Annotated in this window: 21 protein-coding genes; 13 read left to right on the forward strand and 8 right to left on the reverse strand. The window is 39.6% G+C overall.

The genetic code is table 11. The features are described 5' to 3' along the window. Window positions 1-180: 180 nt before the first annotated feature. The 3 genes from ACNARN_RS12710 to typA all read right to left on the reverse strand — a co-directional run bounded on the left by ACNARN_RS12710 (window position 181) and on the right by typA (window position 3,967). A complete protein-coding gene (locus tag ACNARN_RS12710) occupies window positions 181-1,314 on the reverse strand; it encodes a type II toxin-antitoxin system HipA family toxin (RefSeq protein ID WP_311747435.1) in 1,134 nt (377 codons plus the stop codon). A 119-nt stretch (window positions 1,315-1,433) separates the two neighbouring features. Continuing rightward, the gene (locus ACNARN_RS12715) at window positions 1,434-1,742 is read right to left on the reverse strand and encodes a helix-turn-helix domain-containing protein (protein WP_198626301.1); all 309 of its coding nucleotides are present in this window, start codon (window positions 1,740-1,742) and stop codon (window positions 1,434-1,436) included. A 389-nt stretch (window positions 1,743-2,131) separates the two neighbouring features. Next, window positions 2,132-3,967 (reverse strand): ribosome-dependent GTPase TypA, encoded by a 1,836-nt coding sequence (typA, locus tag ACNARN_RS12720; protein WP_198620077.1) that lies wholly within the window; start codon window positions 3,965-3,967, stop codon window positions 2,132-2,134. 360 nt (window positions 3,968-4,327) lie between these two features. Here typA and glnA point away from each other — a divergent pair, with 360 nt between their 5' ends. The 3 genes from glnA to glnG all read left to right on the forward strand — a co-directional run bounded on the left by glnA (window position 4,328) and on the right by glnG (window position 8,402). Next, on the forward strand, window positions 4,328-5,737 hold the full coding sequence (glnA, locus tag ACNARN_RS12725; protein WP_088494326.1) for a glutamate--ammonia ligase: 1,410 nt from the start codon (window positions 4,328-4,330) through the stop codon (window positions 5,735-5,737). Window positions 5,738-5,920: 183 nt separating this feature from the next. Further along, window positions 5,921-6,967 carry a nitrogen regulation protein NR(II) gene (gene glnL / locus ACNARN_RS12730; RefSeq protein ID WP_416304527.1) on the forward strand — a complete coding sequence of 349 codons (1,047 nt, stop codon included), beginning with the start codon at window positions 5,921-5,923 and terminating at the stop codon, window positions 6,965-6,967. A 10-nt stretch (window positions 6,968-6,977) separates the two neighbouring features. Then, window positions 6,978-8,402 (forward strand): nitrogen regulation protein NR(I), encoded by a 1,425-nt coding sequence (glnG, locus tag ACNARN_RS12735; RefSeq protein ID WP_196534075.1) that lies wholly within the window; start codon window positions 6,978-6,980, stop codon window positions 8,400-8,402. 19 nt (window positions 8,403-8,421) lie between these two features. Here glnG and hemN read toward each other — a convergent pair whose 3' ends face one another. The 5 genes from hemN to ACNARN_RS12760 form a co-directional block, all read right to left on the reverse strand. Then, window positions 8,422-9,795 carry an oxygen-independent coproporphyrinogen III oxidase gene (gene hemN, locus ACNARN_RS12740; protein WP_198626298.1) on the reverse strand — a complete coding sequence of 458 codons (1,374 nt, stop codon included), beginning with the start codon at window positions 9,793-9,795 and terminating at the stop codon, window positions 8,422-8,424. Window positions 9,796-10,648: 853 nt separating this feature from the next. After that, window positions 10,649-11,305 (reverse strand): DUF799 domain-containing protein, encoded by a 657-nt coding sequence (locus tag ACNARN_RS12745; protein WP_416304528.1) that lies wholly within the window; start codon window positions 11,303-11,305, stop codon window positions 10,649-10,651. Beyond that, window positions 11,302-11,655 carry a DUF4810 domain-containing protein gene (locus ACNARN_RS12750; RefSeq protein ID WP_198620082.1) on the reverse strand — a complete coding sequence of 118 codons (354 nt, stop codon included), beginning with the start codon at window positions 11,653-11,655 and terminating at the stop codon, window positions 11,302-11,304. The genes ACNARN_RS12745 and ACNARN_RS12750 overlap by 4 nt, the downstream gene beginning before the upstream one ends. A gap of 23 nt (window positions 11,656-11,678) precedes the next feature. After that, window positions 11,679-12,353, reverse strand: a complete 675-nt coding sequence (locus tag ACNARN_RS12755) for a CsgG/HfaB family protein (protein WP_100159734.1) — start codon at window positions 12,351-12,353, stop codon at window positions 11,679-11,681. Between the two features lie 487 nt (window positions 12,354-12,840). Beyond that, entirely contained in the window at window positions 12,841-15,180 is a 2,340-nt protein-coding gene (locus ACNARN_RS12760; RefSeq protein WP_416304529.1) for a Tex family protein, read from the reverse strand. 181 nt (window positions 15,181-15,361) lie between these two features. Here ACNARN_RS12760 and greB point away from each other — a divergent pair, with 181 nt between their 5' ends. The 10 genes from greB (at window position 15,362) to ACNARN_RS12810 (ending at window position 24,698) form a co-directional block, all read left to right on the forward strand. Further along, window positions 15,362-15,841 (forward strand): transcription elongation factor GreB, encoded by a 480-nt coding sequence (gene greB, locus ACNARN_RS12765; protein WP_109373684.1) that lies wholly within the window; start codon window positions 15,362-15,364, stop codon window positions 15,839-15,841. Between the two features lie 149 nt (window positions 15,842-15,990). Next, window positions 15,991-16,713 carry a two-component system response regulator OmpR gene (gene ompR / locus ACNARN_RS12770; protein WP_198620084.1) on the forward strand — a complete coding sequence of 241 codons (723 nt, stop codon included), beginning with the start codon at window positions 15,991-15,993 and terminating at the stop codon, window positions 16,711-16,713. Then, entirely contained in the window at window positions 16,710-18,050 is a 1,341-nt protein-coding gene (gene envZ, locus ACNARN_RS12775; RefSeq protein WP_198626295.1) for a two-component system sensor histidine kinase EnvZ, read from the forward strand. The genes ompR and envZ overlap by 4 nt, the downstream gene beginning before the upstream one ends. A 213-nt stretch (window positions 18,051-18,263) precedes the next feature. Continuing rightward, entirely contained in the window at window positions 18,264-19,304 is a 1,041-nt protein-coding gene (pstS, locus tag ACNARN_RS12780; RefSeq protein WP_109373686.1) for a phosphate ABC transporter substrate-binding protein PstS, read from the forward strand. Between the two features lie 76 nt (window positions 19,305-19,380). Next, window positions 19,381-20,340 carry a phosphate ABC transporter permease PstC gene (gene pstC / locus ACNARN_RS12785; RefSeq protein ID WP_109373687.1) on the forward strand — a complete coding sequence of 320 codons (960 nt, stop codon included), beginning with the start codon at window positions 19,381-19,383 and terminating at the stop codon, window positions 20,338-20,340. Window position 20,341: 1 nt separating this feature from the next. Continuing rightward, the gene (pstA, locus tag ACNARN_RS12790) at window positions 20,342-21,244 is read left to right on the forward strand and encodes a phosphate ABC transporter permease PstA (protein WP_109373688.1); all 903 of its coding nucleotides are present in this window, start codon (window positions 20,342-20,344) and stop codon (window positions 21,242-21,244) included. Between the two features lie 29 nt (window positions 21,245-21,273). Then, entirely contained in the window at window positions 21,274-22,050 is a 777-nt protein-coding gene (pstB, locus tag ACNARN_RS12795; protein WP_006534565.1) for a phosphate ABC transporter ATP-binding protein PstB, read from the forward strand. A 14-nt stretch (window positions 22,051-22,064) separates the two neighbouring features. Next, the gene (phoU, locus tag ACNARN_RS12800; protein ID WP_198620087.1) at window positions 22,065-22,799 is read left to right on the forward strand and encodes a phosphate signaling complex protein PhoU; all 735 of its coding nucleotides are present in this window, start codon (window positions 22,065-22,067) and stop codon (window positions 22,797-22,799) included. Between the two features lie 214 nt (window positions 22,800-23,013). Then, window positions 23,014-23,853: an ABC transporter substrate-binding protein gene (locus tag ACNARN_RS12805; protein ID WP_198620088.1), complete on the forward strand. Its 840-nt coding sequence runs from the start codon at window positions 23,014-23,016 to the stop codon at window positions 23,851-23,853. Between the two features lie 107 nt (window positions 23,854-23,960). Continuing rightward, complete coding sequence (locus ACNARN_RS12810; RefSeq protein ID WP_198620089.1) at window positions 23,961-24,698, forward strand: amino acid ABC transporter permease; 738 nt, start codon at window positions 23,961-23,963, stop codon at window positions 24,696-24,698. The last annotated feature ends 1 nt before the right edge of the window (window position 24,699 follow it).

Consider the following 24,699-nt stretch of genomic DNA (forward strand, 5'->3'; position numbering starts at 1 on the left):
ACTTTAATCATAAATCGCTTTACTGAACAGGCTTAAACACCAAAAAAGTACAATAATCACACTTAATTTTTTTGTAAAACAGAAAACCAGAAGAGGGAGAACGGAAAAATGAGACTAGAAGCATCATTATCTAGAATGGAATTATGAGGTGATGATAAAACGTTCTCTCCTCGTTTATGTTTATACAATTTTAAAATCATCATGCAACTGCGCCCAATGTAATGATAATTTTTCTTTATGCTCATCAAGCATTGGAAGCTGTTGTAATAATGAAGGCCATTGCGTTCTTGCTGTTATAACAACATCAAGTAAATGAGGCTTAATAGCGACCCAAGGTAAATCGGCTTTTTCAGCCCAACGCTCAAAATGCCCCATTGATATATCAAACCAGTGCTTTGTTCCGGCCATATTCAAAGCTAGTTTATCCTCTTTGATATAGGGTTCTGTAAATACAACATCATATAAAGGTGATAACTGAGGTGAAATACGATTGTGATAGATTAATGTCCAGTTTTTTAAATGAGCATCACCATTACCCAATAAAATATTAATGAGTAATCTTCTAGCCATTTGCTGAATATCTTTTAAACGTTCCGAGCTTGTTTCATAAATAACTTTGCCTATTTGCTCATAATTAATTTTTTGATATTTATCTGACGGAAATAACCCGAATACTTGAGCAAAATCTTCTGTATGAATACGCCCTTCTCCACTACGGTCAAAACGTTTAATGCCATAGGCATATGGCTCATTTGGTAATTGAATATCAGGTAAGTTTTTTAACTGATTTAATTCAATAAGCCTTATTTCAGGGATATCAGCACCGACACTTTCCGCTAATTTCATACAAGTATATTCATTAACAGGAACACCTTTATGAATGGTAGGCGGTGTTTTTATAATCCACATATCTTGTAAAGTATCTTCATCAATATGGTATCGACCTTTAATGAAAGATGAAGAGAATTTAACCTGTACTCCCGCTAATGAAAATTTTTTATCAACATGTTTAATATCGATTTGTAGAGGTTCTGTCGATAAACGATGCTCAAGTGCCCAATCAGGCACACCACCTGCTTTTATAGGAGTTACTAAAATGGCTCCTGGTAAATTTGCACCTAAATAAGCAAGAATAGCAAACTCATTATCAACGTGGCATTTTAATGCATTCGCGGTGTATTCCCTTAATACACCTTCAGGTAACAAATTAGATAGTACAGGCGAGATTTTCTGTGTTCGAATTTGAGGCTTATTTAAATAATCAGGATCAGATAGCTGCCTTAATGTGAAAGTCGGTCGAGTTTCTTTTGGCATCCTGACAAAATGGGGATTAAATGTCAGTATATTTTTACATAATGAGCAATAACCGCAACATCAATTCCATACAGCTGAATCTTAAGACCTTCCACTTTCTCTATCTACTTATTCATACCTTATTCCTTTGTTTTAAACCAAAAGTCGAGATCATCCCCATCATCTTTCAAATCAATTTCGCTTTTATTCGCTATTGCAGTACTTGCAATCATAGGGTTTACATGAGAATTTTTAGTTCTGATTGATAACTCTAAATCTAGTCCTTCTAATACTCTTAGTAAGGTTGATAGTTTTAAATCACTTCCTGATTCTATACGTTGGTATTGCTGCTGTTTCATACCGATACGTAAATACATATCTTTTTGTTCAATACCTAATTTTTTACGTTGCTCTGTAATTAAATTAGCAATTTCATTAATAGTTTTCATGATTAGCTCTAAACCATTTTAGTGATTACATTGGCAATGTATACAACACTCTAGTTGTATGACAACCAAAAAAACAACTCATAAATTGTATGTAGCAACAAAAACAACTTTAAAGTTGTATTTAAGGCAATAAACAATACTTAAGTTGTAAATAAAAAGAGTGGGATACAAAGGGGAAATAAAGGCGTGATTAAGAGAAAACTTATGCGGTGGCAAATTTCCCACCGCATTCGTCTGATAGTACAACTAGTACCACATACTCTAAATAATTTAAGTTACAGATAGGCGACTAGTTGAACGCAGTCAACCCTGTAACTTAAAGTATGACGAGTATAAACTCAGGGCGCTAAACGCGCCCTAAGAATTATGTTATCAGAATAAATAACGAATTAGTCTTTGCTACGGTAAGCACGACGACGATCGTTTTCTGACAGATAACGCTTACGCAGACGAATAGACTGCGGAGTTACTTCAACTAACTCATCGTCATCAATAAATTCTAATGCTTGTTCTAATGTTTGTTTCAGGTGTGGAGTCAGCGTTGTCGCCTCATCTGTACCAGAAGCACGCATGTTAGTCAGCTTTTTACCCGTTAAACAGTTTACTGTTAAGTCATTAGAGCGAGTATGAATACCAATCACTTGGCCTTCGTAAACTTCTGCACCATGAGTCACAAATAATTTACCGCGGTCTTGTAAGCTATACAGTGCGTAAGCAACGGCTTTACCTTGGCCATTAGAGATCATAACACCGTTATTACGGCGACCGATTTCACCTGGACGAACATCATCATAGTGACTGAATGTTGCATACAGTAAACCAGTACCTGATGTCATGGTCATAAATTCAGTACGGAAACCAATCAGACCACGGCTAGGGATAATGTAGTCTAAACGTACACGTCCTTTACCATCTGGTTGCATATCACGCATTTCGCCTTTACGTTCACCCATCGCTTGCATCACATCACCTTGGTGCTGTTCTTCAATATCGATAGTGACTTGTTCGAAAGGCTCTTGTTTACGGCCGTCAATATCACGGAAGATAACTTTAGGACGAGATACACCTAATTCGTAACCTTCACGACGCATATTTTCAATCAGAACTGACAGGTGAAGCTCACCACGACCTGATACACGGAATGCATCTGGATCTTCAGTTTCTTCTACACGTAATGCTACGTTATGGACTAACTCTTTTTTCAGACGATCTAAAATCTGACGAGAAGTCACAAACTTACCTTCACGACCACAGAAAGGTGAAGTATTAACACAGAAATACATGCTAACAGTTGGTTCATCAACGGCTAATGCAGGTAATGCTTCAACAGCACCTGTTTCGCAGATCGTATCAGAAATATTCAGTTCGCCTAAACCTGTGATTGCGATGATATCGCCAGCTTCTGCGACTTCAACTTCAATACGTTCTAAGCCTAAGTGACCTAACACTTTACCGACTTTACCGTTACGAGTTTTACCTTCGCTATCGATGATAGTCACTTGCTGGTTAGGTTTAACCTTACCACGCTTAATACGACCGATACCGATAACACCTAGGTAGTTGTTGTAGTCCAACTGAGAAATTTGCATCTGGAATGTGCCGTCCAGATCAACTTTTGGTGGCTCTACATATTTGACAATAGCTTCATATAACGGAGTCATATCTTCAGCCATGTCATTGTAATCTGTTCCCGCAATACCGTTTAATGCAGATGCATAGATAATTGGGAAATCAAGTTGTTCGTCAGTTGCGCCTAAGTTTACGAACAGGTCAAATACCTGATCAACAACCCAGTCTGGACGCGCACCAGGGCGGTCAACTTTATTGATAACAACAATTGGTTTTAAGTTGTTAGCAAACGCTTTTTGTGTCACAAAACGAGTTTGTGGCATTGGGCCATCCATCGCGTCAACCAGCAATAGAACGCTGTCTACCATAGACATAACGCGTTCTACCTCACCACCGAAGTCGGCGTGTCCTGGGGTATCTACGATATTGATACGATAGTCATTCCATTTAATCGCTGTATTTTTCGCAAGAATAGTAATTCCGCGCTCTCTTTCGAGATCATTTGAGTCCATCACGCGCTCAGCAACGGTTTCACGTTCACCGAACGTACCAGATTGCTGTAGTAATTTATCGACGATAGTTGTTTTACCATGGTCAACGTGGGCGATGATGGCGATATTACGCAAGTTTTCGATCACAAAATTTGCCTCAGGCATTGTAGAAATAAGCGCAGTATTGTACACGCTTTAGACGAGAGACTAAACAAGATCACAATAATGATTGCTTAACAATATGCAATTAATTGAATTGTGATCCTTTTCACGCCTCAGAATTTAGTAGTATCCGTTCGCTTGCACCAAAACAGTGCAATTAATTAGGCTTAATTTGCACCAACTTTGTGCAATAATTAAAAAATCACAGGAGATATTCTACACTAAACTTCATCAATACAGTATATATCCCTTTTTAGATAAGTTGGCATGCTTTTCGCAATAGAATTTAGGTGAGCAAAAAATTCACCGAAAAAATGTGTAAGGCCACTGCACTCAATAAAACCATTCGCCAGGAGAGTTCCTATGTCCCTTGAACATGTATTATCCATGATTGAAGAACATAAAGTTAGATATATTGACTTACGTTTCACTGATACCCGCGGTAAAGAACAACATCTTACTATTCCGGCTCATCAGGTTAACGATGATTTCTTTGAAGAAGGAAAAATGTTCGATGGCTCTTCTATTGGTGGCTGGAAAGGCATTAACGAATCAGATATGGTGCTGATGCCAGATGCAACAACCGCAATGCTTGATCCATTTTTCCAAGATCCAACCCTGATTATTCGTTGTGACGTTTTAGAACCAGGCACAATGCAAGGTTATGATCGCGACCCACGCTCTATCTCAAAACGTGCTGAAGACTATTTAAAATCAAGTGGTATCGCAGACACAGTACTGTTTGGACCTGAGCCAGAGTTCTTCCTATTTGATGATATTCGTTTCAAAAACGATATTTCTGGCGCATCTTACGCTATCAACGATATTGAAGCGGCATGGAACACCAATACCAAATATGAAGACGGCAACAAAGGTCACCGCCCGATGGTTAAAGGTGGTTACTTCCCATTGCCACCCGTCGATTCATCACAAGATATTCGTTCTACTATGTGTAACATCATGGAAGAAATGGGCTTAGTCGTTGAAGCTCATCACCATGAAGTCGCAACTGCGGGTCAAAATGAAGTGGCTACTCGCTTTAATACCATGACCAAAAAAGCAGATGAAACCCAAATTTATAAATACGTGGTACAAAACGTAGCTCACGTATTTGGCAAAACAGCGACCTTTATGCCAAAACCATTAGTGGGTGATAACGGCTCAGGTATGCACTGCCATATGTCACTGTCTAAAAACGGTGTAAACCTATTTGCAGGTGACAAATACGGCGGATTATCTGAAATGGCGCTGTATTACATCGGCGGTATTATCAAACACGCTCGTGCGCTAAATGCATTTACTAACCCAACGACTAACTCTTACAAACGTTTAGTCCCAGGTTTTGAAGCACCTGTAATGCTTGCTTACTCTGCACGTAACCGCTCAGCGTCAATTCGTATTCCTGTGGTTGCCAGCATGAAAGCGCGCCGTATAGAAGTCCGTTTCCCAGATCCTTTAGCAAACCCTTATTTAGCGTTTGCGGCTCAGTTAATGGCTGGTCTTGATGGCATTATCAATAAAATTCACCCAGGTGATGCTATGGATAAAAACCTCTATGACTTACCGCCAGAAGAAGCAAAAGAGATCCCAACTGTCGCAGGTTCATTAGAAGAAGCATTAAATACATTAAATGCAGATCGTGAATTCTTAACCCGCGGTGGTGTATTTACTGATGATGCTATTGATGCTTATTTAGAATTATTACGTGCTGATGTTCAACGTGTACGTATGGCTCCGCATCCTCTTGAATTTGAAATGTATTACAGCGCTTAAGACCTTTTATTGATAAAAACTTAAGCCTAGATGTAAAACTGTTTTTTTTGCCGTGAAGCTATTTTGCCCATCTTCGGATGGGCACTTTTCTCCCCTTTAAGGAGTCAGTCTTTTCACTTACGCATTGGTTCATTAATGTAATAAAGGTAAGATGCACTAAAATGGTGCAACGGGGTATTGAATATGGAAACGGCAGACTTACCTGACAACACATTAATTTTAAACTCATTGATACACTCTGTATTGGTTATCAACAAAGAGTTTATTATTTGCTACGCAAATCATTCCGCGTTACAGGTTTTAGCACAAAGCCGTCGAAAATTATTTGAAACGCCTTTCACTGCCCTTTTCAGCTATTACTCTTTTGATGCTGATTTAATGCGTGAAACATTAGCGAATGGACAAAGCTTTACCGACAATGAAGTGATATTGGTTGTAAATAACCAATCACACACAATGTCGCTCAGTGCCCAACCTATTTCCGAGCAACACATTTTGCTGGAGCTGGCGCCTATGGATAGTCAACGCCGGTTAAGCCAAGAGCAGATACAACAAGCACAGCAAATGGCAGCGAGGGAATTGGTTAGGGGGCTGGCACATGAAATTAAAAATCCGTTGGGAGGATTACGGGGCGCGGCTCAATTGCTAGCAAAATCCTTACCTGATCCAGCTTTAATGGAATATACACAAGTCATTATTGAACAAGCTGATCGCCTACGTGTGCTGGTGGACAGATTACTCGGTCCCCAACATCCAGGGACAAAAATACATCAGAGTATTCACCATGTTGTTGAGCGTGTTGCTCAGCTTATTTCGCTCGAATGCCCTGAAAATGTCACCTTACTAAAAGACTACGATCCCAGCTTACCTGAGTTATCACATTACCCAGATCAAATAGAACAAGTACTCCTAAATATTACACGCAACGCCTTACAAGCCGTCGAAAAAACAGGGGGAACGATTATTTTGCGTACCCGTACAGCTTTTCAAATCACACTTCATGGCGAACGTCACCGCCTTGCTGCGCGTATAGATGTGATTGATACTGGTGATGGTATTCCTCCTCATCTACAAGATACGCTTTTTTACCCCATGGTGAGTGGTAGAGAAGGTGGTAATGGATTAGGGCTCTCTATTGCGCGTAATTTAGTAGATCAACATGCAGGTAAAATTGAATTTACCAGTTGGCCCGGAAATACTGAATTTTCTATTTATTTACCAATTAAGTAGGAGATAACCAATGCAAAAAGGAAATGTATGGGTTGTTGATGATGACAGCTCCATTCGCTGGGTACTTGAACGTGCCATTTCTCGTGAAGGTATGTCTTGTAAAGCCTTTGAACATGCGAATGATGTGCTTAATGCACTCAATACAGAACAACCTGATGTATTGTTATCAGACATTCGTATGCCTGATATCGACGGTTTATCTCTTTTAAAAATAATTAAAGAACAATATCCAACTCTGCCCGTTATTATTATGACGGCACATTCTGATCTCGACGCTGCCGTTAATGCCTATCAACAAGGGGCATTTGATTACTTACCAAAACCGTTCGATATCGACGAAACATTGGCATTAATTGACCGCGCCATTACTCATTATCGCGAACAAAAACAACCGAATACCGATGAAACCTTGCTACAATCAGTTACAGATATGATTGGTGAAGCACCTGCAATGCAAGAGGTTTACCGTATTATTGGTCGGCTTTCTCGCTCCTCAATTAGTGTACTTATTAATGGGGAATCGGGTACAGGCAAAGAGTTAGTGGCACATGCATTACATCGCCACAGTCCAAGAGCGTCCTCTCCTTTTATCGCGCTAAATATGGCGGCAATTCCTAAAGACTTGATTGAATCAGAGCTTTTTGGTCACGAAAAAGGGGCATTTACAGGCGCCTCTCAAGTACGCCAAGGTCGATTTGAACAAGCAAATGGCGGTTCACTGTTTCTTGATGAAATTGGTGATATGCCTCTTGATATTCAAACACGTTTACTGCGAGTCCTTGCTGAAGGGCAATTTTATCGAGTAGGCGGTTATGCCCCAGTAAAAGTCGATGTACGTATTATTGCCGCAACTCATCAAGACTTAGAAAGGCGAGTTCAAGCCGGTGATTTTCGTGAAGATCTCTATCATCGCCTCAATGTCATACGCATTCAGTTACCACCATTACGCGATAGAACCGAAGATATTCCTAGCTTAGCACGCTATTTTCTGCAAAAAACAGCAAAAGAATTGGGTGTCGAAGCCAAAGTTCTTCATCAGCAAAGTTTACAAATAATGATGGAATACAACTGGTCAGGTAACGTCAGACAATTAGAAAATGTGTGTCGCTGGTTAACGGTAATGACGGCAAGCCAAGAGATTATGCCTCAAGATTTACCACAAGAAATTCGCCAACCTGATGAGAAAGCAAAAAATATCAGTCGAATTGCTGCTTCTCAACATTGGTCACAGCATCTTTCATTATGGGCAGATGAAGCATTAGGAGAAGGGAAAGAAAACATCTTAACAGATGCATTACCTCAATTTGAGCGTACTCTTTTACTAAGCGCCTTAGCATATACGCAAGGGCATAAACAAGATGCAGCACGATTATTAGGTTGGGGCAGAAATACATTAACCCGTAAATTAAAAGAGTTGGGGATAGAGGAATATTGATCCCCTAACCCTTCATCAATTAAATTACACGCGAGAATTGACGTTGGCGCATTTGATTTCGTAAATACGTATCGAAACACATACAAATATTACGAATAAGCAGGCGCCCTCTTGGTGTTACTTGAATACCATCTTTTGTTATTTCAACTAAACCGTCATTCTTCATTGGCACAAGTAATTCTAAATCTTCTTTAAAATAGTCATGGAAGACAATATTGTGCATTTTTTCAATATCAGAAAAACGCAGACTAAAATTACAAATTAAGGTTTTAATCACATCGCGGCGAATACAATCATCATTAGTCAGAGATAAACCTCGCCATAGTGCATTTCCTTCACTATTAACGCGCGCATAATACTCTTTCAATACTTTTTCATTTTGCGCATAGTTATCACCTAACATACTTATTGCAGAAACTCCCATGCCTAATAAATCACACTCTTCATGAGTGGTATAGCCTTGGAAATTACGGTGTAAAATACCTTTACGCTGAGCAACCGCTAATTCATCATCCGGTTTAGCAAAGTGATCCATACCAATAAACTGATAGCCGTTTGTTGTCAGCGTAGAAATTGTCTCTTGTAATATTTCTAACTTCTCTTCTGCTAAAGGGAGATCTTCATCTTTAATTTTACGCTGAGCCGCGAATAAATTAGGTAAGTGCGCATAATTGAAAACACTCAATCTATCTGGTGATAGTTCAATAACGCGTTTTAATGTAAAGGCAAAACTCTCTTTGGTTTGCTTAGGTAAGCCGTAAATTAAGTCAATGCTGGTGGAGTGAAAACCCACTTCACGCGCACGCTCTACCAATGCAAAAATAAATGCTTCGTCTTGCTCACGATTTACTTTTTGTTGCACTTCTTTATTGAAATCTTGCACCCCCATACTTAGGCGATTAAATCCTTCATAACGTAGATGGTCGATAACATCTAGCTCAATTTCACGAGGATCAATCTCAATAGAGAGTTCTGCATTATCAACAAAATGAAAATGGTGACGTAATAGCGAAACCAATCGACTAATTTGTTGCTTATCCAGAAAAGTAGGTGTACCCCCGCCCCAATGCATTTGAGTCACTTTTCTGTCTTTAAAATAGCGTGCTCTGTTAATAATTTCTTTTTCTAAAACATCAAGATATTCATCTGCTTTATGTTTATGGCGCGTAATAATTTTATTACAGCCGCAGAAATAGCACAGCTTATGGCAGAAAGGAATATGAACATAAAGCGATAAAGGGCGCTCATGATAGCGTTGAGTCGCTTTGATAAAATCATCATCGCCATATTGCTGATTAAACTCTAATGCTGTTGGGTATGATGTATAGCGAGGACCTGAATAATTATACTTATGGATCAGGTCAAGATCCCAAATAATTGTTTGTTCTGACATGCCTCTACCTTCCAAAAGTGAACCGCTGATATCTCATACCAGCAAACAGACATTATGAATATCTGAAAGAATAGTGTAACCAATAAATCGGGAACTGAATATGATCGAAAGAGGTATCGTATAAATCCCTATCTTCTTATTGATAGGCAATAACACTCAAATATATGACGTGATGCAAATCACATTATGTAAAAATAGTCTTATCCATTAAAGATATTCATAAATAAATTAAGTTTATTCAATATGTTAGTGGTTTTAATTCATCGTGAAATATCAGAGGAGAACTTTTACGCCGAGTTTAAAACGATATATTACTCAAAATACGATTTAAATTAATTAAATATCTCGTTATATTAGTTTTATTATTCTTTTATTCCCTCTTAATTCGATGATTATAATAATAGTAACAATTATATCTTTACCTAAATTATAATATTACATATCCTAGAGACAAACATTGATTAATATCCAACTAGGTCGTGTTTTGATTTAAATTTGAGGACTATTTAAAGAATAAAGGTCGCTATATTACAAGGAAAGATAGCATCCCCCATACCTTATCTTATTCTCTTTGACGTTTCTCTTATTTAATCAGTCTCTTTTATATACCCGAATTATGGATTATTAACCACGGAAGGAAACGGACTGGCAACCAAGGATGGTTTATCTTTTCAATGACAACTCCTCTTTTTTATTTACTCTCTATTTCATACTTATTCTGTGATAAATATAGGTAGTATTACCCAACATCAAATAAGAATAATTATTATTTCGCAAATAAAATAAGGCTCTGCTTATTTTAAATTAATTAAACAGAGCCTTTTCATTCTTATGCTTATTTTATTGCATTTGCTTATTCTGCTTCTTTACCATAACTAGGAGAGCGAGGACCATATAGAATACCGTTCGCATTTCCTGCTGAAAGTAAACGTACACTTGTTATACCTGCAATTTGGTAGCTTTTGTCTGATACTGTATTCACAATTTGATTCACAACAGCTGAGACCAACATCCCTACTAAACTACCTGATGAACCGTCTGTTTCCGTACTTGATGCCGTTGCAGAACTACTCCACAACACACCACCATTACGAAGGTCAACAAGCTTAGCAGTAACGGTAACTCGCGTATCACTAGAAATAATTTGATATGTCGTTCCGAACTCTGTGATATCTAAGTATAAAACAGCATCAGCACCAAAGATTTCACGTAGTTTATTAGGACTTACTGCATGAATATCCCCAGCCATGGATAAACCATTTTGCTTAAATGTCTCTTCAACGACAGCAACAGGGAAAACATAATATCCCGCTTCTGCCAAAGGATATGTTACTTGAGATAAGAAACTGTGCCCCGCTCCAACTTCCGTTGTATGGTTTTGAGGTACTAATACAAGAATACTTTTTGGCTTACTCTGTTTAAAGACAGTGTAATCTGTTTTGATAGGTTGGGCGCAACCCGTTAATACCAACGCAAAAGCCAAGCATATTAAAGCGAATAAGCGACTCATTTTTGCATTCCTTTGTTTTTCATCAGACGATCCATAAATTCCGCTGATTCAGGGTAAAGTACTTTTTCTTCATTAAATTCGGCCATTGCTAAATCTAATGCACCCGTCGCACCATATAACATCCCTAAATGTGCATGTAATCCTGGCGGAATACCCAATGATTTAGCACGAGAAAGCTCAATACTTTTCTTCAATGCATCAATTTGCGCTTGAGGATCACTTTCACTTTGTTGGTAGTGCTGATATACCACTTGTTGATAACTGTCCCAGTTATAAAGTGGTTTAGGGCCACTTGCACAGCCCGTCAGTAATAAAGCCCCAAAAATAAGGCCTATTAATGATTTAGACATCGTTATATCCTTATAAATGCACATTATTTTGAAGGCTGCCAAGCATTGCTCTCAATACCTGCAACTAAGTTATTAACTGCTTCACGAATAGCTAAATCAAGCACTTTACCGTTCAGTGTTGAGTCATAGCTTGCTGTTCCACCAAACCCAATGATTTCACGGTTAGAAAGCTCGTATTCACCCGCACCTTGAGATGAGAACACGACTTCTGATGTATTCACATTCACAACGTTTAAATTCACTTTTGCGTAAGCAACCTGTGTTTTACCGCGACCTAAAATACCGAATAATTGACGATCACCGACTTCTTTACGACCAAATTCTGTCACATCGCCAGTGATCACATAAGTAGCGCCTTTCAATTGTTGGCTTTGCCCTTTAATGCCGGCTTCTTCTTTTAATTCAGATAAATTGGCTCTGTCTAATACATTAAAACGCCCTGTTTGTTGTAAGTGCGTCATTAAAATAGTTTTGGATTGATTTCCTAATCTATCAACTCCATCAGAGAAGATCCCATTCATATAACTAGAACGGTTATCAAACTTACCGATAGAAATCGCGCTTTTTGCACCTGTGTAAGTCGTGTTATAGGTTGCTACTTTAGCCACTTCTAAAGAGCGTGAAGATTCTGATGCACACCCTGCTAGTAATGAAGCAGAAATCATGATCAAACCAAACGATAATTTATTTAAATTCATATTAATAACCCAATAAAGGTGAAATAAACCCATAGATATTCATTCTATTAATTGAAGTAGAGTTGATATAAACAGAAATAATACTTTTCAGTTTTAGCTCAAGGAGTCACCCTTAAAAACCTCAGTAATAATAAGGTTAAAAGGCTATCAACCCTTATTTGATAATATAAAGGCAATCGGCGATGGGGAGAATAGATGATGGATGATAAAAATAATAACAAATAAATATAGAGATAAAACAGAGAATGCTTTATCTATTATTTTTTCAATATCCCTTAAGTCAGTTTAAAATTAAACCTATAAAAAAATGGAAGAGAATTTATATTACTTTGCTATTTAATTAGTTCTTATAAATATTTTCATCTAAAGAAAACATCTAAATCATATGTAATAAAAAACGCGATATAACCAATATTGATTATATCACGCTCATTATTTTCGTTCTTTTTACTCACTAATGCGATAGCAATAAATGCACTATTAGCGATTAGCGTTTTTTCCCAAAAGCTGCTGCTAAAGCATCACCCATTGCGCTATTTCCTGCATTATTACCATTATTCATTGGCTGACGGTTATTACGAGCTGGTTTTTGCCCTTTGTTATTTCTAACAGAATTCGTGGTATTTGATGATGATGGTTTTTTATCACTATCACCCGCGACTTCATCTAAACGCATAGTCAGTGCGATGCGCTTACGAGCTAAATCAACCTCAAGAACTTTAACTTTAACAATATCTCCAGTTTTCACCACAGTATGTGGATCTTCAATAAATCGATCTGCTAAAGAAGAGATATGAACCAAGCCATCTTGGTGTACACCGATATCAACGAATGCACCGAAATTAGTCACGTTGGTCACAGTCCCTTCAAGGATCATGCCACTAACTAAGTCATTCATCGTTTCGACACCTTCAGCGAAAGTCGCCGTTTTAAACTCTGGACGTGGGTCGCGCCCTGGTTTTGCTAACTCTTTTAAAATGTCATTAATCGTTGGCAGACCAAACTGCTCTGTAATAAATGCTCTTGCATCTATTTGTGAAATTAAAGCGCTATTACCCATTAAATCATCAATTTTCTGATGGGTAGATTGCAGAATATTTTCAACAATAGGATACGCTTCAGGGTGAACCGTTGAAGCATCAAGCGGGTTTTTACCATCTCGAATACGTAGGAAACCGGCACATTGTTCAAAGGCTTTCGGCCCTAAACGTGCCACTTTGAGTAACTGTTTTCTATCAACAAAACGACCGTTTTCATCGCGCCAGCTAATAATATTTTGAGCAATAGATTGGCTAAGTCCTGCAACACGCGTTAGTAACGGTACTGATGCTGTATTTAAGTCAACACCAACACCATTCACACAGTCTTCAACGACAGTATCAAGTTTTCTCGCTAATAATGTTTGGCTAACATCATGCTGATATTGACCCACACCAATTGATTTAGGATCAATTTTTACAAGTTCAGCCAGAGGATCTTGTAAACGACGCGCGATAGAAACCGCACCACGGATAGAAACATCTAAATCAGGGAATTCATTAGCAGCAAGCTCTGACGCTGAATATACCGATGCGCCCGCTTCACTAACAATCACTTTTTGCGCTTTCACTTCTGGATAGCGTTTTACTGTTTCAGCAAAAAATCGCTCTGTTTCACGAGACGCCGTACCATTACCAATCGCCACTAATTCAACATTATGCTTAATACATAACGCAGCTACACTTGCCGCCGCTTTATCCGTTTGTCCTGTATGTGGATAAATTGTATCTGTAGCAATTAATTTGCCGGTGCTATCAACAACTGCAACTTTAACACCTGTACGTAAACCTGGATCAAGCCCCATTGTGGCACGCATGCCAGCAGGCGCTGCCATCAACAAATCATTAAGATTACGTGCAAAAACATTAATTGCTTCTTCTTCCGCTTTTTCGCGTAGTTGGCTCATTAATTCGGTTTCAATATGCATTAAAACTTTTATACGCCAAGTCCAGCTTACGACAGCTTTACGCCAACTATCCGCAGGTTGATTATTTAAACGTAACCCTAAATGCTCTGTAACCAGTTGTTCACCGTAGCTCTCTTTGGGTGCTTCTTCAAATTGCGGATCTGGATTAAGTGATAATTGAAGAATACCTTCGTTACGACCACGAAACATAGCTAATGCGCGGTGAGAGGGAACATTAGCGATAGGCTCATGGTGATCAAAATAATCACTAAACTTCGCCCCTTCAGCTTCTTTACCCTCAATCACTTTGGCAACAAGATGCGCATTTTTCCATAAATATTGGCGAACTTTTGCTAATAATCCCGCATCTTCTGAAAAACGTTCCATCAAAATATAACGTGCGCCATCTAAAGCGGCTTTGGTGTCATCAACACCTTTTTCTGCGTTGATATAAGCGGTTGCCGCTTCTTCTGGATTATTTTGTGGTTCATTCCACAGTAAATCCGCTAAGGGTTCTAATCCATTTTCAATCGCTATCTGACCACGAGTACGGCGCTTAGGCTTATAAGGAAGATAGAGATCTTCCAGTTCTGTTTTACTTTGAGTTTCATTAATTGAAGAGCGCAGTTCTGGTGTCAGTTTTCCTTGTTCTTCAATTGATTTTAAAATTGTTTGGCGGCGATCGTTGAGTTCCCGTAAGTAACTGAGGCGAGTTTCTAATTGACGTAATTGCGTATCATCTAATCCGCCTGTGACCTCTTTACGATAACGGGCAACAAATGGCACCGTATTCCCTTCATCCAGTAACGTTATAGCCGAAAGGACTTGCTGGGGCTTAACAGAGAGCTCATCTGCAATAATTCGGCTTAATGATTCATTCATAAAATATTTACCTACCGAGAGGAATAGTTAAAAAAGATGGCTATTATACACGCAGAGCATTAAAAAAATTTGGCAAATTTCCTATCTAGCTCGACAATTATGAGGAAATTAACAGATTATTTTAACATTCACGCTATAGTACCTTTATGAAATTCAATGTTGATGATAGTTTTTATTCGTAATGGCAAAAAGTAACTATATTACTCGTGATGGCTGGTATGCCTTAGACAAAGAGCTAAAATATCTTTGGAAAGAAGAGCGCCCGCGTGTCACACAATCGGTTTCAGAAGCAGCGGCACAAGGTGACCGTTCAGAAAATGCTGAATATATTTATGGAAAGAAGCGATTACGTGAAATTGATAGGCGTGTTCGTTTTTTATCAAAGCGTCTTGATGAACTAAAAATTGTTGACCCAGATCCTCGCCAAGAAGGAAAAGTCTATTTCGGTGCTTGGGTCACGCTTGAAGATAATGACGAAAATGTCAAAACCTTTAGGCTTGTGGGCCCCGATGAATTTGATCCAGCAAAACAGTGGATTTCTATTGATTCCCCTGTTGCCAGAGCGCTTATTGGTAAGCAAGTTGATGATGAAATTAGCGTGCAGACACCAGGTGGTGAAGTTAATTACTGCGTATTATCTATCAAATATCATTCAGAATAAGATAAATAAATAGTTTTATCCCCTTTACTAGAGCTAATGAACAAGTTTTATCTATAAATTATTAACATTTATTCTTTGGTTTTGGTTTAATATTCTTATCAATGATAGAATTCGCTAATAAAAGCATTTGCACTTCGGGAGCTTAAAAAATGCAAGAAAGTTATAAAGTGCTAATCGTGGATGATGATTTACGTCTGCGTTCACTCTTAGAGCGCTATTTGACAGAGCAGGGTTTTCAAATCCGTACTGCTGCAAACGCCGATCAGATGGATCGTCTGCTCACTCGCGAATCTATCCATCTTATTGTGCTCGATTTAATGCTTCCTGGTGAAGATGGCCTATCTATTTGCCGCCGCTTAAGAAGCCAAAACAACCCTATTCCTATTATTATGGTTACTGCGAAAGGGGAAGAGGTTGATAGAATTGTTGGACTTGAAATCGGTGCTGATGATTACATCTCAAAACCCTTTAATCCAAGAGAACTACTAGCACGTATTCGCGCAGTTCTTCGTCGTCAAGCAAATGAATTGCCTGGCGCACCTTCACAAGATAACACCATTATCTCTTTTGGTAAGTTCAAGCTAAACCTTGGTACGCGTGAAATGTTCCACGAAGAAGAGCATATGCCTCTGACAAGTGGTGAATTCGCCGTATTGAAAGTACTGGTATCTCACCCTCGTGAACCACTTTCTCGTGATAAATTAATGAGCCTTGCTCGTGGTCGTGAATACAGTGCGATGGAGCGTTCAATCGATGTCCAAATTTCACGTTTACGTCGCATGATTGAAGAGGACCCAACACATCCTCGCTATATTCAAACAGTTTGGGGACTCGGCTACGTCTTCGTTCCTGATGGAACCAGCGTTCAATGAGAAGGCTGAGGCTTTCACCCCACAATAAACTGACACGCTCGTTATTTCTGGTTATCTCGCTACTTTTTTTTAGCTTGATAGCCAGTTATATCGTTGTGCAACACCTTATTGTTGGGCCAAGCCTTCAGCAATTTAATAAAGTTTTAGCGTATGAAATACGCACTTTAATGCCTGAAGAACTGATCCTAGTAGACGGCACCCCGCTAAAAATCTCCCCTGCTTTACGCAATAAAATCTATACCGAACTCGGTATCTCTTTTTTTGATAAAGAAGCCGCGCTTGAGGAAGGGCTCTATTGGGCCAAAATCAATGATGAATTAAGTGAACAGATGTCTGAATATCTGGGAGGAAAAACAGAGATCTGGGTTGAAAACACGCTAGAATACCCTGTGCTATGGGTTAATACGCATATGTCCCCCTCACTTTGGATCCGTGTTCCACTCACTGAATTAGGGCAAAACTTCTTACTGCCTGTTTACCGACAAGCGATTATTTTCATTATTATCGTTGTCGCTTTTTTCTGGCTTTATAATCGTTTTCAAAATCGCCCACTTAATGAAGTAGAGTACGCTGCGCGCCGTATCGGAAAAGGCGTTATTCCTCCTCCTATTCCTGAATCTGGCTCTTCTGAAATGCGCTCAATTATTCGTGCTTTTAACCAGATGTCATCAGGTATTCGCTCGCTGGATAATGATAGAACGCTTGTTATGGCAGGTGTTAGCCATGACTTACGTACACCACTGACTCGAATTCGTCTAGCAACTGAAATGATGAGTCCCGAAGATAGTTACCTCGCAGACTCTATCAATAAAGATATCGAAGATTGTGATGCCATTATTGGGCAATTCTTAGACTATATGCGCACAGGTAAAGAGATGTCTTTAGAACTGTGTGATATGAATAATCTATTACAAGAAGTCATTTCAGCTGAATCTAATTTAGGAAAAATCAGTGAAGAACATCTTCATCCTGAACCCATTAATATCACCGCCAACCCTATTGCAGTAAAACGCGCCCTTGCCAATATGATTGTCAATGCCAATCGCTATGGTAATGGTTGGGTCAGTGTTTCGAGTGGGAAAAATGAAGAATATGCATGGTTTCAAGTAGAAGATGATGGCCCTGGTATTCCACAAGAAGATAGACAACGTCTTTTCCAACCTTTTGTTCAGGGCGAACAAGCTCGAAGCTCAACGGGTGCGGGTTTAGGATTATCCATTATTCGCCGTATCATGGATGCCCACGGCGGCTATGTTGAACTTGATGATAGCGTTAAAGGCGGATTATTAATTCGAGCTAACTTCCCATTAAAAGAACGTGAAGACGAGAATGATTAGCCCACTCTATTTCAAATATTGAAGTGCATTTTATTACACCATTTCTATTCTCATTTCTCTCCTCCTATAAATATTTCATCATTTTTTCGCTTTGTCATAAAACTGTCACAATTAAGACATTTAATTGTCATCAAACTGACCTATTGTCTGTGCGTACCGTAACCGAAGTTGATAGATGTCGAAAATTATTCTACCTATCCCACAGGAGGGATTATGAAACTGATGCGTACCACCCTGACTAGTGTCATTGCCGCTGCGTTTTCAATGACCGCTCTTTCTGCACAGGCAACGACCTCACTGACTGGTGCTGGCGCAACGTTCCCTGCCCCAGTTTATGCTAAATGGGCAGATTCCTATCAGAAAGAAACGGGTAACAAAATTAACTACCAAGGCATTGGCTCCTCTGGTGGTGTTAAACAAATCATTGCAAATACCGTTGATTTTGGTGCTTCTGATGCGCCATTAGCAGACGACAAATTACAAGCTGACGGTTTATTCCAATTCCCTACCGTGATTGGTGGCGTTGTTATGGCAGTCAATATTCCTGGTATCAAATCAGGTGAACTGACCTTAGATGGCGACACTATCGGTAATATCTATCTAGGCAAGATCCAGAAATGGAATGACCCTGCCATTACAAAACTCAATCCAGGCGTAAAATTACCAGACCAAAATATCGCGGTTATTCGCCGTGCTGATGGTTCAGGTACATCATTCGTTTTCACTAGCTACTTATCAAAAGTAAATAGTGCATGGAAAGATGAAGTCGGCGCAGGCTCTACCGTAAAATGGCCGACAGGCTTAGGTGGAAAAGGGAATGATGGTATCGCGGCATTCGTTCAACGTGTACCAGGTTCAATTGGTTATGTTGAATATGCTTACGCGAAACAAAACAATCTTGCTTATACTAAATTAGTCACAGCTGATGGCGAGGCAATCGCACCAACAGCTGACAGTTTTAGTGCCGCAGCAAGAAAAATTGATTGGAGCAAAAGCTTTGCACAAGACCTGACTAACCAGAAAGGTGAAAACGCATGGCCGATTACTTCAACCACCTTTATCTTAGTGCATCAAACACAAAAAGATGCCGTAAAAGGTAAAGAAGTACTGAATTTCTTCAACTGGGCTTACGACAAAGGTAATCAGGAAGCGAAAAACCTAGATTACGCAGTATTGCCAACCGAAGTTGTAGAGCAAATTCGTGCAGCATGGAAAACAAGTATCAAAGACAGTAATGGTAAACCGATTTACTAATAAAACGGCAACCATTAAGAGATAAGTTAACGTTCACCCCCTGACAAACAGGGGGTAATAAATTAAAAGAGGCTTTATGGCCGAGCACACAACGGTAATAAAGGCCCCTAGTAAACGAGGGGACGTTATTTTCAGCGCACTAGTTCGCCTAGCTGCGTTGATTACGCTTTTGCTTTTAACAGGTATCATTGTTTCACTGATTTTCGCCTCATGGCCAAGTATTCAACAATTCGGCCTTTCATTCTTATGGTCGAAAGAGTGGGATCCTCCTGCACAGGAATTTGGTGCATTAGTGCCTATTTACGGCACCATTGTGACCTCGATAATCGCATTGGTTATTGCGGTGCCTGTCAGTTTTGGTATCGCCCTTTTCTTAACCGAATTAGCGCCTAACTGGTTAAAACGCCCATTAGGTATTGCTATCGAGTTACTCGCCGCTATTCCTAGTATTGTTTATGGTATGTGGGGGCTGTTTGTCTTCGCACCACTCTTTGCAACCTATTTCCAAGAGCCTGTAGGTAATGTGATGTCCTCCATTCCTATCGTTGGCGAGCTTTTCTCTGGCCCTGCTTTTGGTATTGGTATCTTAGCTGCAGGTGTTATCCTCGCTATCATGATCATTCCTTATATTGCTTCTGTGATGCGTGATGTGTTTGAACAGACTCCCGTTATGATGAAAGAATCTGCCTACGGCATTGGCTGTACAACATGGGAAGTGATTTGGAATATCGTTCTGCCTTATACCCGTAATGGGGTGATTGGTGGTGTTATGTTGGGATTAGGTCGCGCCTTAGGTGAAACCATGGCGGTAACCTTTATCATCGGTAATACCTACCAATTAGATTCAGCCTCACTGTTTATGCCAGGTAACAGTATTACCTCTGCATTAGCCAACGAATTTGCGGAAGCCGAAACGGGGTTACATACTGCGGCATTGATGGAATTAGGGCTTATCTTGTTTGTCATTACCTTTATCGTCCTTGCGATTTCTAAGTTTATGACATTACGTTTATCTAAGAATGAAGGAGCGCGTTAATATGTCCAAAACATCCTCTTCTTCATTACAAGTTCAAACAGAAAGTGAATTGCGTGTACGCCATAAACGCCAACTTTGGCGCCGTCAAAAAAACCGTATCGCGCTGTTTTTATCAGTCTCTACCATGGCATTTGGTCTTTTTTGGTTAACGTGGATTTTATTCTCTACGTTCACAAAAGGCTTTGATGGCATGTCGTTAGCCCTTTTTACTGAAATGACGCCTCCGCCAAATACTGATGGTGGTGGATTGGCGAACGCCATTGTCGGTAGTGGATTACTAATTTTATGGGCGACAGTTATTGGAACACCGTTAGGTATTCTTGCAGGGATTTATCTTGCTGAATATGGTCGTCGTTCATGGCTTGCTGAAACTACCCGTTTTATTAACGATATTTTGCTGTCAGCACCATCAATCGTTGTCGGACTCTTTGTCTACACCATTGTTGTTGCACAGATGCAGCACTTTTCAGGATGGGCTGGAATTATCGCATTAGCGTTACTGCAAATTCCTATTGTTATTCGTACCACTGAAAATATGTTGAAGTTAGTGCCAGATAGCTTGCGTGAAGCCGCTTACGCATTAGGCACACCAAAGTGGAAGATGATCTCTAAAATCACCTTAAAAGCCTCGGTATCAGGCATTATCACAGGTGTGTTATTAGCGATTGCACGTATTGCAGGTGAAACTGCCCCACTGTTATTTACTTCACTATCAAATCAATTCTGGAGCACAGACTTAAACGAACCGATAGCTAACTTACCTGTGACTATCTTTAAGTTCGCCATGAGTCCTTTTGCACAATGGCAAGAGCTTGCTTGGGCTGGCGTATTACTTATCACCCTCTGTGTTCTATTTATCAATATTATTGCGCGCGTGCTGTTTGCTAAACGCAAGCACGGTTAACGCAGAAAGTTAAGCAAGAGAGACGTTGAATGATTATGGCTAATGATAACGCAGGAAATAAAATTCAAGTTCGTGATTTGAACTTCTACTACGGTAAATTCCATGCGCTGAAAAATATCTCTTTAGATATTGCCAAAAATAAGGTGACGGCATTTATCGGCCCTTCTGGCTGTGGTAAATCGACCTTACTGCGTACTTTTAATAAAATGTATGAGCTTTATGGTGAACAACGTGCTGAAGGTGAAATTCTGTTAGATGGCAACAATATCCTGACAGATAAGCAAGATATCGCACTATTACGCGCCAAAGTTGGGATGGTATTCCAAAAGCCAACACCATTCCCAATGTCGATTTATGACAATATTGCCTTTGGTGTCCGCTTATTTGAAAAGCTCTCTCGTGCTGATATGGATGAGCGCGTTCAATGGGCGTTGACCAAAGCCGCATTATGGAACGAAACCAAAGATAAATTACATCAGAGTGGATATAGTCTCTCTGGTGGTCAGCAACAGCGTTTATGCATCGCTCGTGGTATCGCAATCCGTCCTGAAGTTTTATTACTGGATGAACCTTGTTCTGCTCTCGACCCTATCTCTACTGGTCGTATAGAGGAGCTGATTAGTGAACTCAAATCAGAATATACCGTGGTTATCGTGACACATAACATGCAACAAGCCGCACGTTGTTCTGATTACACTGCATTTATGTATTTAGGCGAATTAATCGAGTTTAGCGATACGGATACGTTATTTACGCGTCCTGCGAAAAAACAAACTGAAGATTACATCACTGGGCGTTATGGCTGATAACGAGGCAATTAATGGATAATTTAAATCACAATAAGCATATTTCTGGTCAATTTAATGCTGAGTTAGAGCATATCCGCACTGAGCTTATGGTTATGGGGGGGCTTGTTGAAGAGCAACTGAAAAAAGCCATTATGGCAATGCATAACCAAGATCAAGCCTTGGCAAATGAAGTGATCCAAGGTGACCATAACGTTAATATGATGGAAGTCGCCATTGATGATGCGTGTATGCGAATTATTGCTAAGCGTCAGCCAACAGCGAGTGACTTACGTTTAATTATGGCAATATCAAAAACGATCGCTGAATTAGAACGTATTGGTGATGTTGCTGAAAAAATCTGTAAAACTGCGCTTGAAAAGTTTTCACACCAGCATCAACCTCTGCTTGTGAGCTTAGAATCGTTAGGTCAACACGCCATACAAATGCTGCACGATGTTCTTGATGCTTTTGCCCGTATGGATGTCGATGAAGCAGTGCGTATCTATCGTGAAGATGAAAAAATTGATAATGAGTATGAAGGTATCGTCCGCCAGTTAATGACTTATATGATGGAAGATCCTCGCACCATTCCAAGTGTGCTAACCGCTTTATTTTGTGCTCGTTCTATTGAACGTATTGGCGATCGTTGCCAGAACATTTGTGAATTTATTTTCTATTACGTGAAAGGTCATGATTTCCGCCATCTTGGTGGTGATCAAGTAGAAAGAATGCTGACAAAAAACGACGACAACAACACCTCTAAATAAATTTCTCCCTCTTTTTCTTCTCTTCAAAACAGCGACGTTTATGTCGCTGTTTTTTTATTCTCTCATAAATTAATACCGTTCTAGCTCAACGCTTTTTCTCACCTTATTCCTTAAAAGCATATCGATATCAATTTTTATTATTTTATGAACTTAGATCAACTTGATAGCGTGATATCCAACATAACGATGATAATTCTTTTTCTTTGGGGTGAATATGAAATTACGTGTTTTGGCAACTGCATTAATTGCAGGCTCTGTGCTTTTCTCTGGTATTGCAAAAGCAGATAAACTCGATGATATAAAAAAAGCAGGTGTAGTACGTATCGCGATTTTTGATAGCAATCCTCCTTTTGGCTTTATTGATCCTCAAACCAAAAAACTCGCAGGTTATGACGCGGATATCGCCAACGAGATCGCCAAAGATTTAGGTGTAAAACTGGAACTACGTCCAACTAATCCAGCAAACCGTATTCCACTGTTAAGCTCAAAAAAAGTCGATTTGATCGCGGCTAACTTCACCATCACGGATGAACGCGCTAAACAAGTCGATTTCTCTGTACCTTACTTTGCAACAGGGCAAAAATTCATTGCACGCAAAGGTGTTTTAACCAAACCTGAACAAATCCACTCACTGCGTATTGGTGCTGATAAAGGTACCGTACAAGAAATCACTTTACGTGAACGCTATCCTGACACCAAAGTTATCTCTTATGACGATACACCACTCGCTTTCGCTGCATTACGCAATGGTAACGTACAAGCTATCACGCAAGATGATGCAAAACTCGTGGGTTTATTAGCAAATTTACCTGATGCTGTAAAAACTGACTTTGAAATCTCACCGTTTAGCATTACGCGTGAATACCAAGCGGTAGCCGCCGCTAAAGGCGAAGATCGCTTAATCAACGAAATCAACAACACGCTATTAAGATTAGAAAAAGAAGGCAAAGCAGGCGAAATCTACAATCGTTGGTTTGGCCCTGAAACAAAATCAGCGCAACCTCGTGGCGATTTCAAATTTGCTCCATTATCAGAGCAAACACCACAATCTTGATCCTTAAAGCGTAATAACTTTCTTCTCTCATTAAAAACAAAGTTATTCCTTTATTAAAACACCTACCCCGCTTCTGCGGGGTTTGGTGTCTGCAATAGGTTTATTATATGTTTGAGCAATTTCTTTCACATTACCTTCTTGAGCCACACTATTTAAGCTGGCTTTGGAACGGTTTTCTAATCACCTTGCTTATCTCTTTTTGGACTATTGTCATTGCAACATTAATGAGCTTTGCCCTCAGTGCTGCAAGAGATAGCGCTTTTGTACCATTACGCTGGTTGGCCACTGCTTATACTTCACTGTTCCGTAATACACCACTGTTAGTGCAGTTGTTCTTCTGGTATTTCGCATCAGGAGAAATTCTGCCGCAAAGTGCCATGATGTGGCTAAATACGCCTCATGAAATTTCCTTTCTAGGATTAACGCTTGCTTGGCCTTCTTTTGAGTTTTTAGCTGGCATTGTAGGTCTGACATTTTACTCAACCCCATTTATTGCCGAAGAGCTAAGAGCCGGTATTCAAGGTGTTAAACAAGGGCAAAAATATGCCTCTTTAGCACTAGGGTTAACACAGTGGCAATCTATGCGTTATGTGATTTTACCTCAAGCCTTTCGTATTGCTCTGCCTCCTTTGCTGGGTCAATACATGAATGTGATAAAAAACTCATCACTGACTATGGCTATTGGTGTTGCGGAGCTTTCTTACGCATCAAGACAAGTTGAAACCGAATCATTACGTACCTTTGAAGCCTTTGGTGTCGCAACCATTCTTTATATTGCAGCAATAGCCTTGATGGAAGCGTGGGGACAATGGCATCAGCAACGTAAATTAGCACAAGGGTATTAAA

Source organism: Proteus sp. TSJ240517 (assembly GCF_047921575.1).
GTDB lineage: Bacteria > Pseudomonadota > Gammaproteobacteria > Enterobacterales > Enterobacteriaceae > Proteus.

What these genes read in the sequence shown, in the direction of transcription:
- pstB (WP_006534565.1), top strand. Translation starts at nt 21,274, where the DNA reads ATGATTATGGCTAATGATAACGCAGGAAATAAAATTCAAGTTCGTGAT.
- ACNARN_RS12750 (WP_198620082.1), bottom strand. Translation starts at nt 11,655, where the DNA reads ATGTCTAAATCATTAATAGGCCTTATTTTTGGGGCTTTATTACTGACG.
- ompR (WP_198620084.1), top strand. Translation starts at nt 15,991, where the DNA reads ATGCAAGAAAGTTATAAAGTGCTAATCGTGGATGATGATTTACGTCTG.
- ACNARN_RS12710 (WP_311747435.1), bottom strand. Translation starts at nt 1,314, where the DNA reads ATGCCAAAAGAAACTCGACCGACTTTCACATTAAGGCAGCTATCTGAT.
- greB (WP_109373684.1), top strand. Translation starts at nt 15,362, where the DNA reads ATGGCAAAAAGTAACTATATTACTCGTGATGGCTGGTATGCCTTAGAC.
- ACNARN_RS12760 (WP_416304529.1), bottom strand. Translation starts at nt 15,180, where the DNA reads ATGAATGAATCATTAAGCCGAATTATTGCAGATGAGCTCTCTGTTAAG.
- hemN (WP_198626298.1), bottom strand. Translation starts at nt 9,795, where the DNA reads ATGTCAGAACAAACAATTATTTGGGATCTTGACCTGATCCATAAGTAT.
- glnG (WP_196534075.1), top strand. Translation starts at nt 6,978, where the DNA reads ATGCAAAAAGGAAATGTATGGGTTGTTGATGATGACAGCTCCATTCGC.
- pstC (WP_109373687.1), top strand. Translation starts at nt 19,381, where the DNA reads ATGGCCGAGCACACAACGGTAATAAAGGCCCCTAGTAAACGAGGGGAC.
- pstS (WP_109373686.1), top strand. Translation starts at nt 18,264, where the DNA reads ATGAAACTGATGCGTACCACCCTGACTAGTGTCATTGCCGCTGCGTTT.
- ACNARN_RS12755 (WP_100159734.1), bottom strand. Translation starts at nt 12,353, where the DNA reads ATGAATTTAAATAAATTATCGTTTGGTTTGATCATGATTTCTGCTTCA.
- pstA (WP_109373688.1), top strand. Translation starts at nt 20,342, where the DNA reads ATGTCCAAAACATCCTCTTCTTCATTACAAGTTCAAACAGAAAGTGAA.
- envZ (WP_198626295.1), top strand. Translation starts at nt 16,710, where the DNA reads ATGAGAAGGCTGAGGCTTTCACCCCACAATAAACTGACACGCTCGTTA.
- glnL (WP_416304527.1), top strand. Translation starts at nt 5,921, where the DNA reads ATGGAAACGGCAGACTTACCTGACAACACATTAATTTTAAACTCATTG.
- ACNARN_RS12805 (WP_198620088.1), top strand. Translation starts at nt 23,014, where the DNA reads ATGAAATTACGTGTTTTGGCAACTGCATTAATTGCAGGCTCTGTGCTT.
- ACNARN_RS12810 (WP_198620089.1), top strand. Translation starts at nt 23,961, where the DNA reads ATGTTTGAGCAATTTCTTTCACATTACCTTCTTGAGCCACACTATTTA.
- typA (WP_198620077.1), bottom strand. Translation starts at nt 3,967, where the DNA reads ATGCCTGAGGCAAATTTTGTGATCGAAAACTTGCGTAATATCGCCATC.
- ACNARN_RS12715 (WP_198626301.1), bottom strand. Translation starts at nt 1,742, where the DNA reads ATGAAAACTATTAATGAAATTGCTAATTTAATTACAGAGCAACGTAAA.
- glnA (WP_088494326.1), top strand. Translation starts at nt 4,328, where the DNA reads ATGTCCCTTGAACATGTATTATCCATGATTGAAGAACATAAAGTTAGA.
- ACNARN_RS12745 (WP_416304528.1), bottom strand. Translation starts at nt 11,305, where the DNA reads ATGAGTCGCTTATTCGCTTTAATATGCTTGGCTTTTGCGTTGGTATTA.
- phoU (WP_198620087.1), top strand. Translation starts at nt 22,065, where the DNA reads ATGGATAATTTAAATCACAATAAGCATATTTCTGGTCAATTTAATGCT.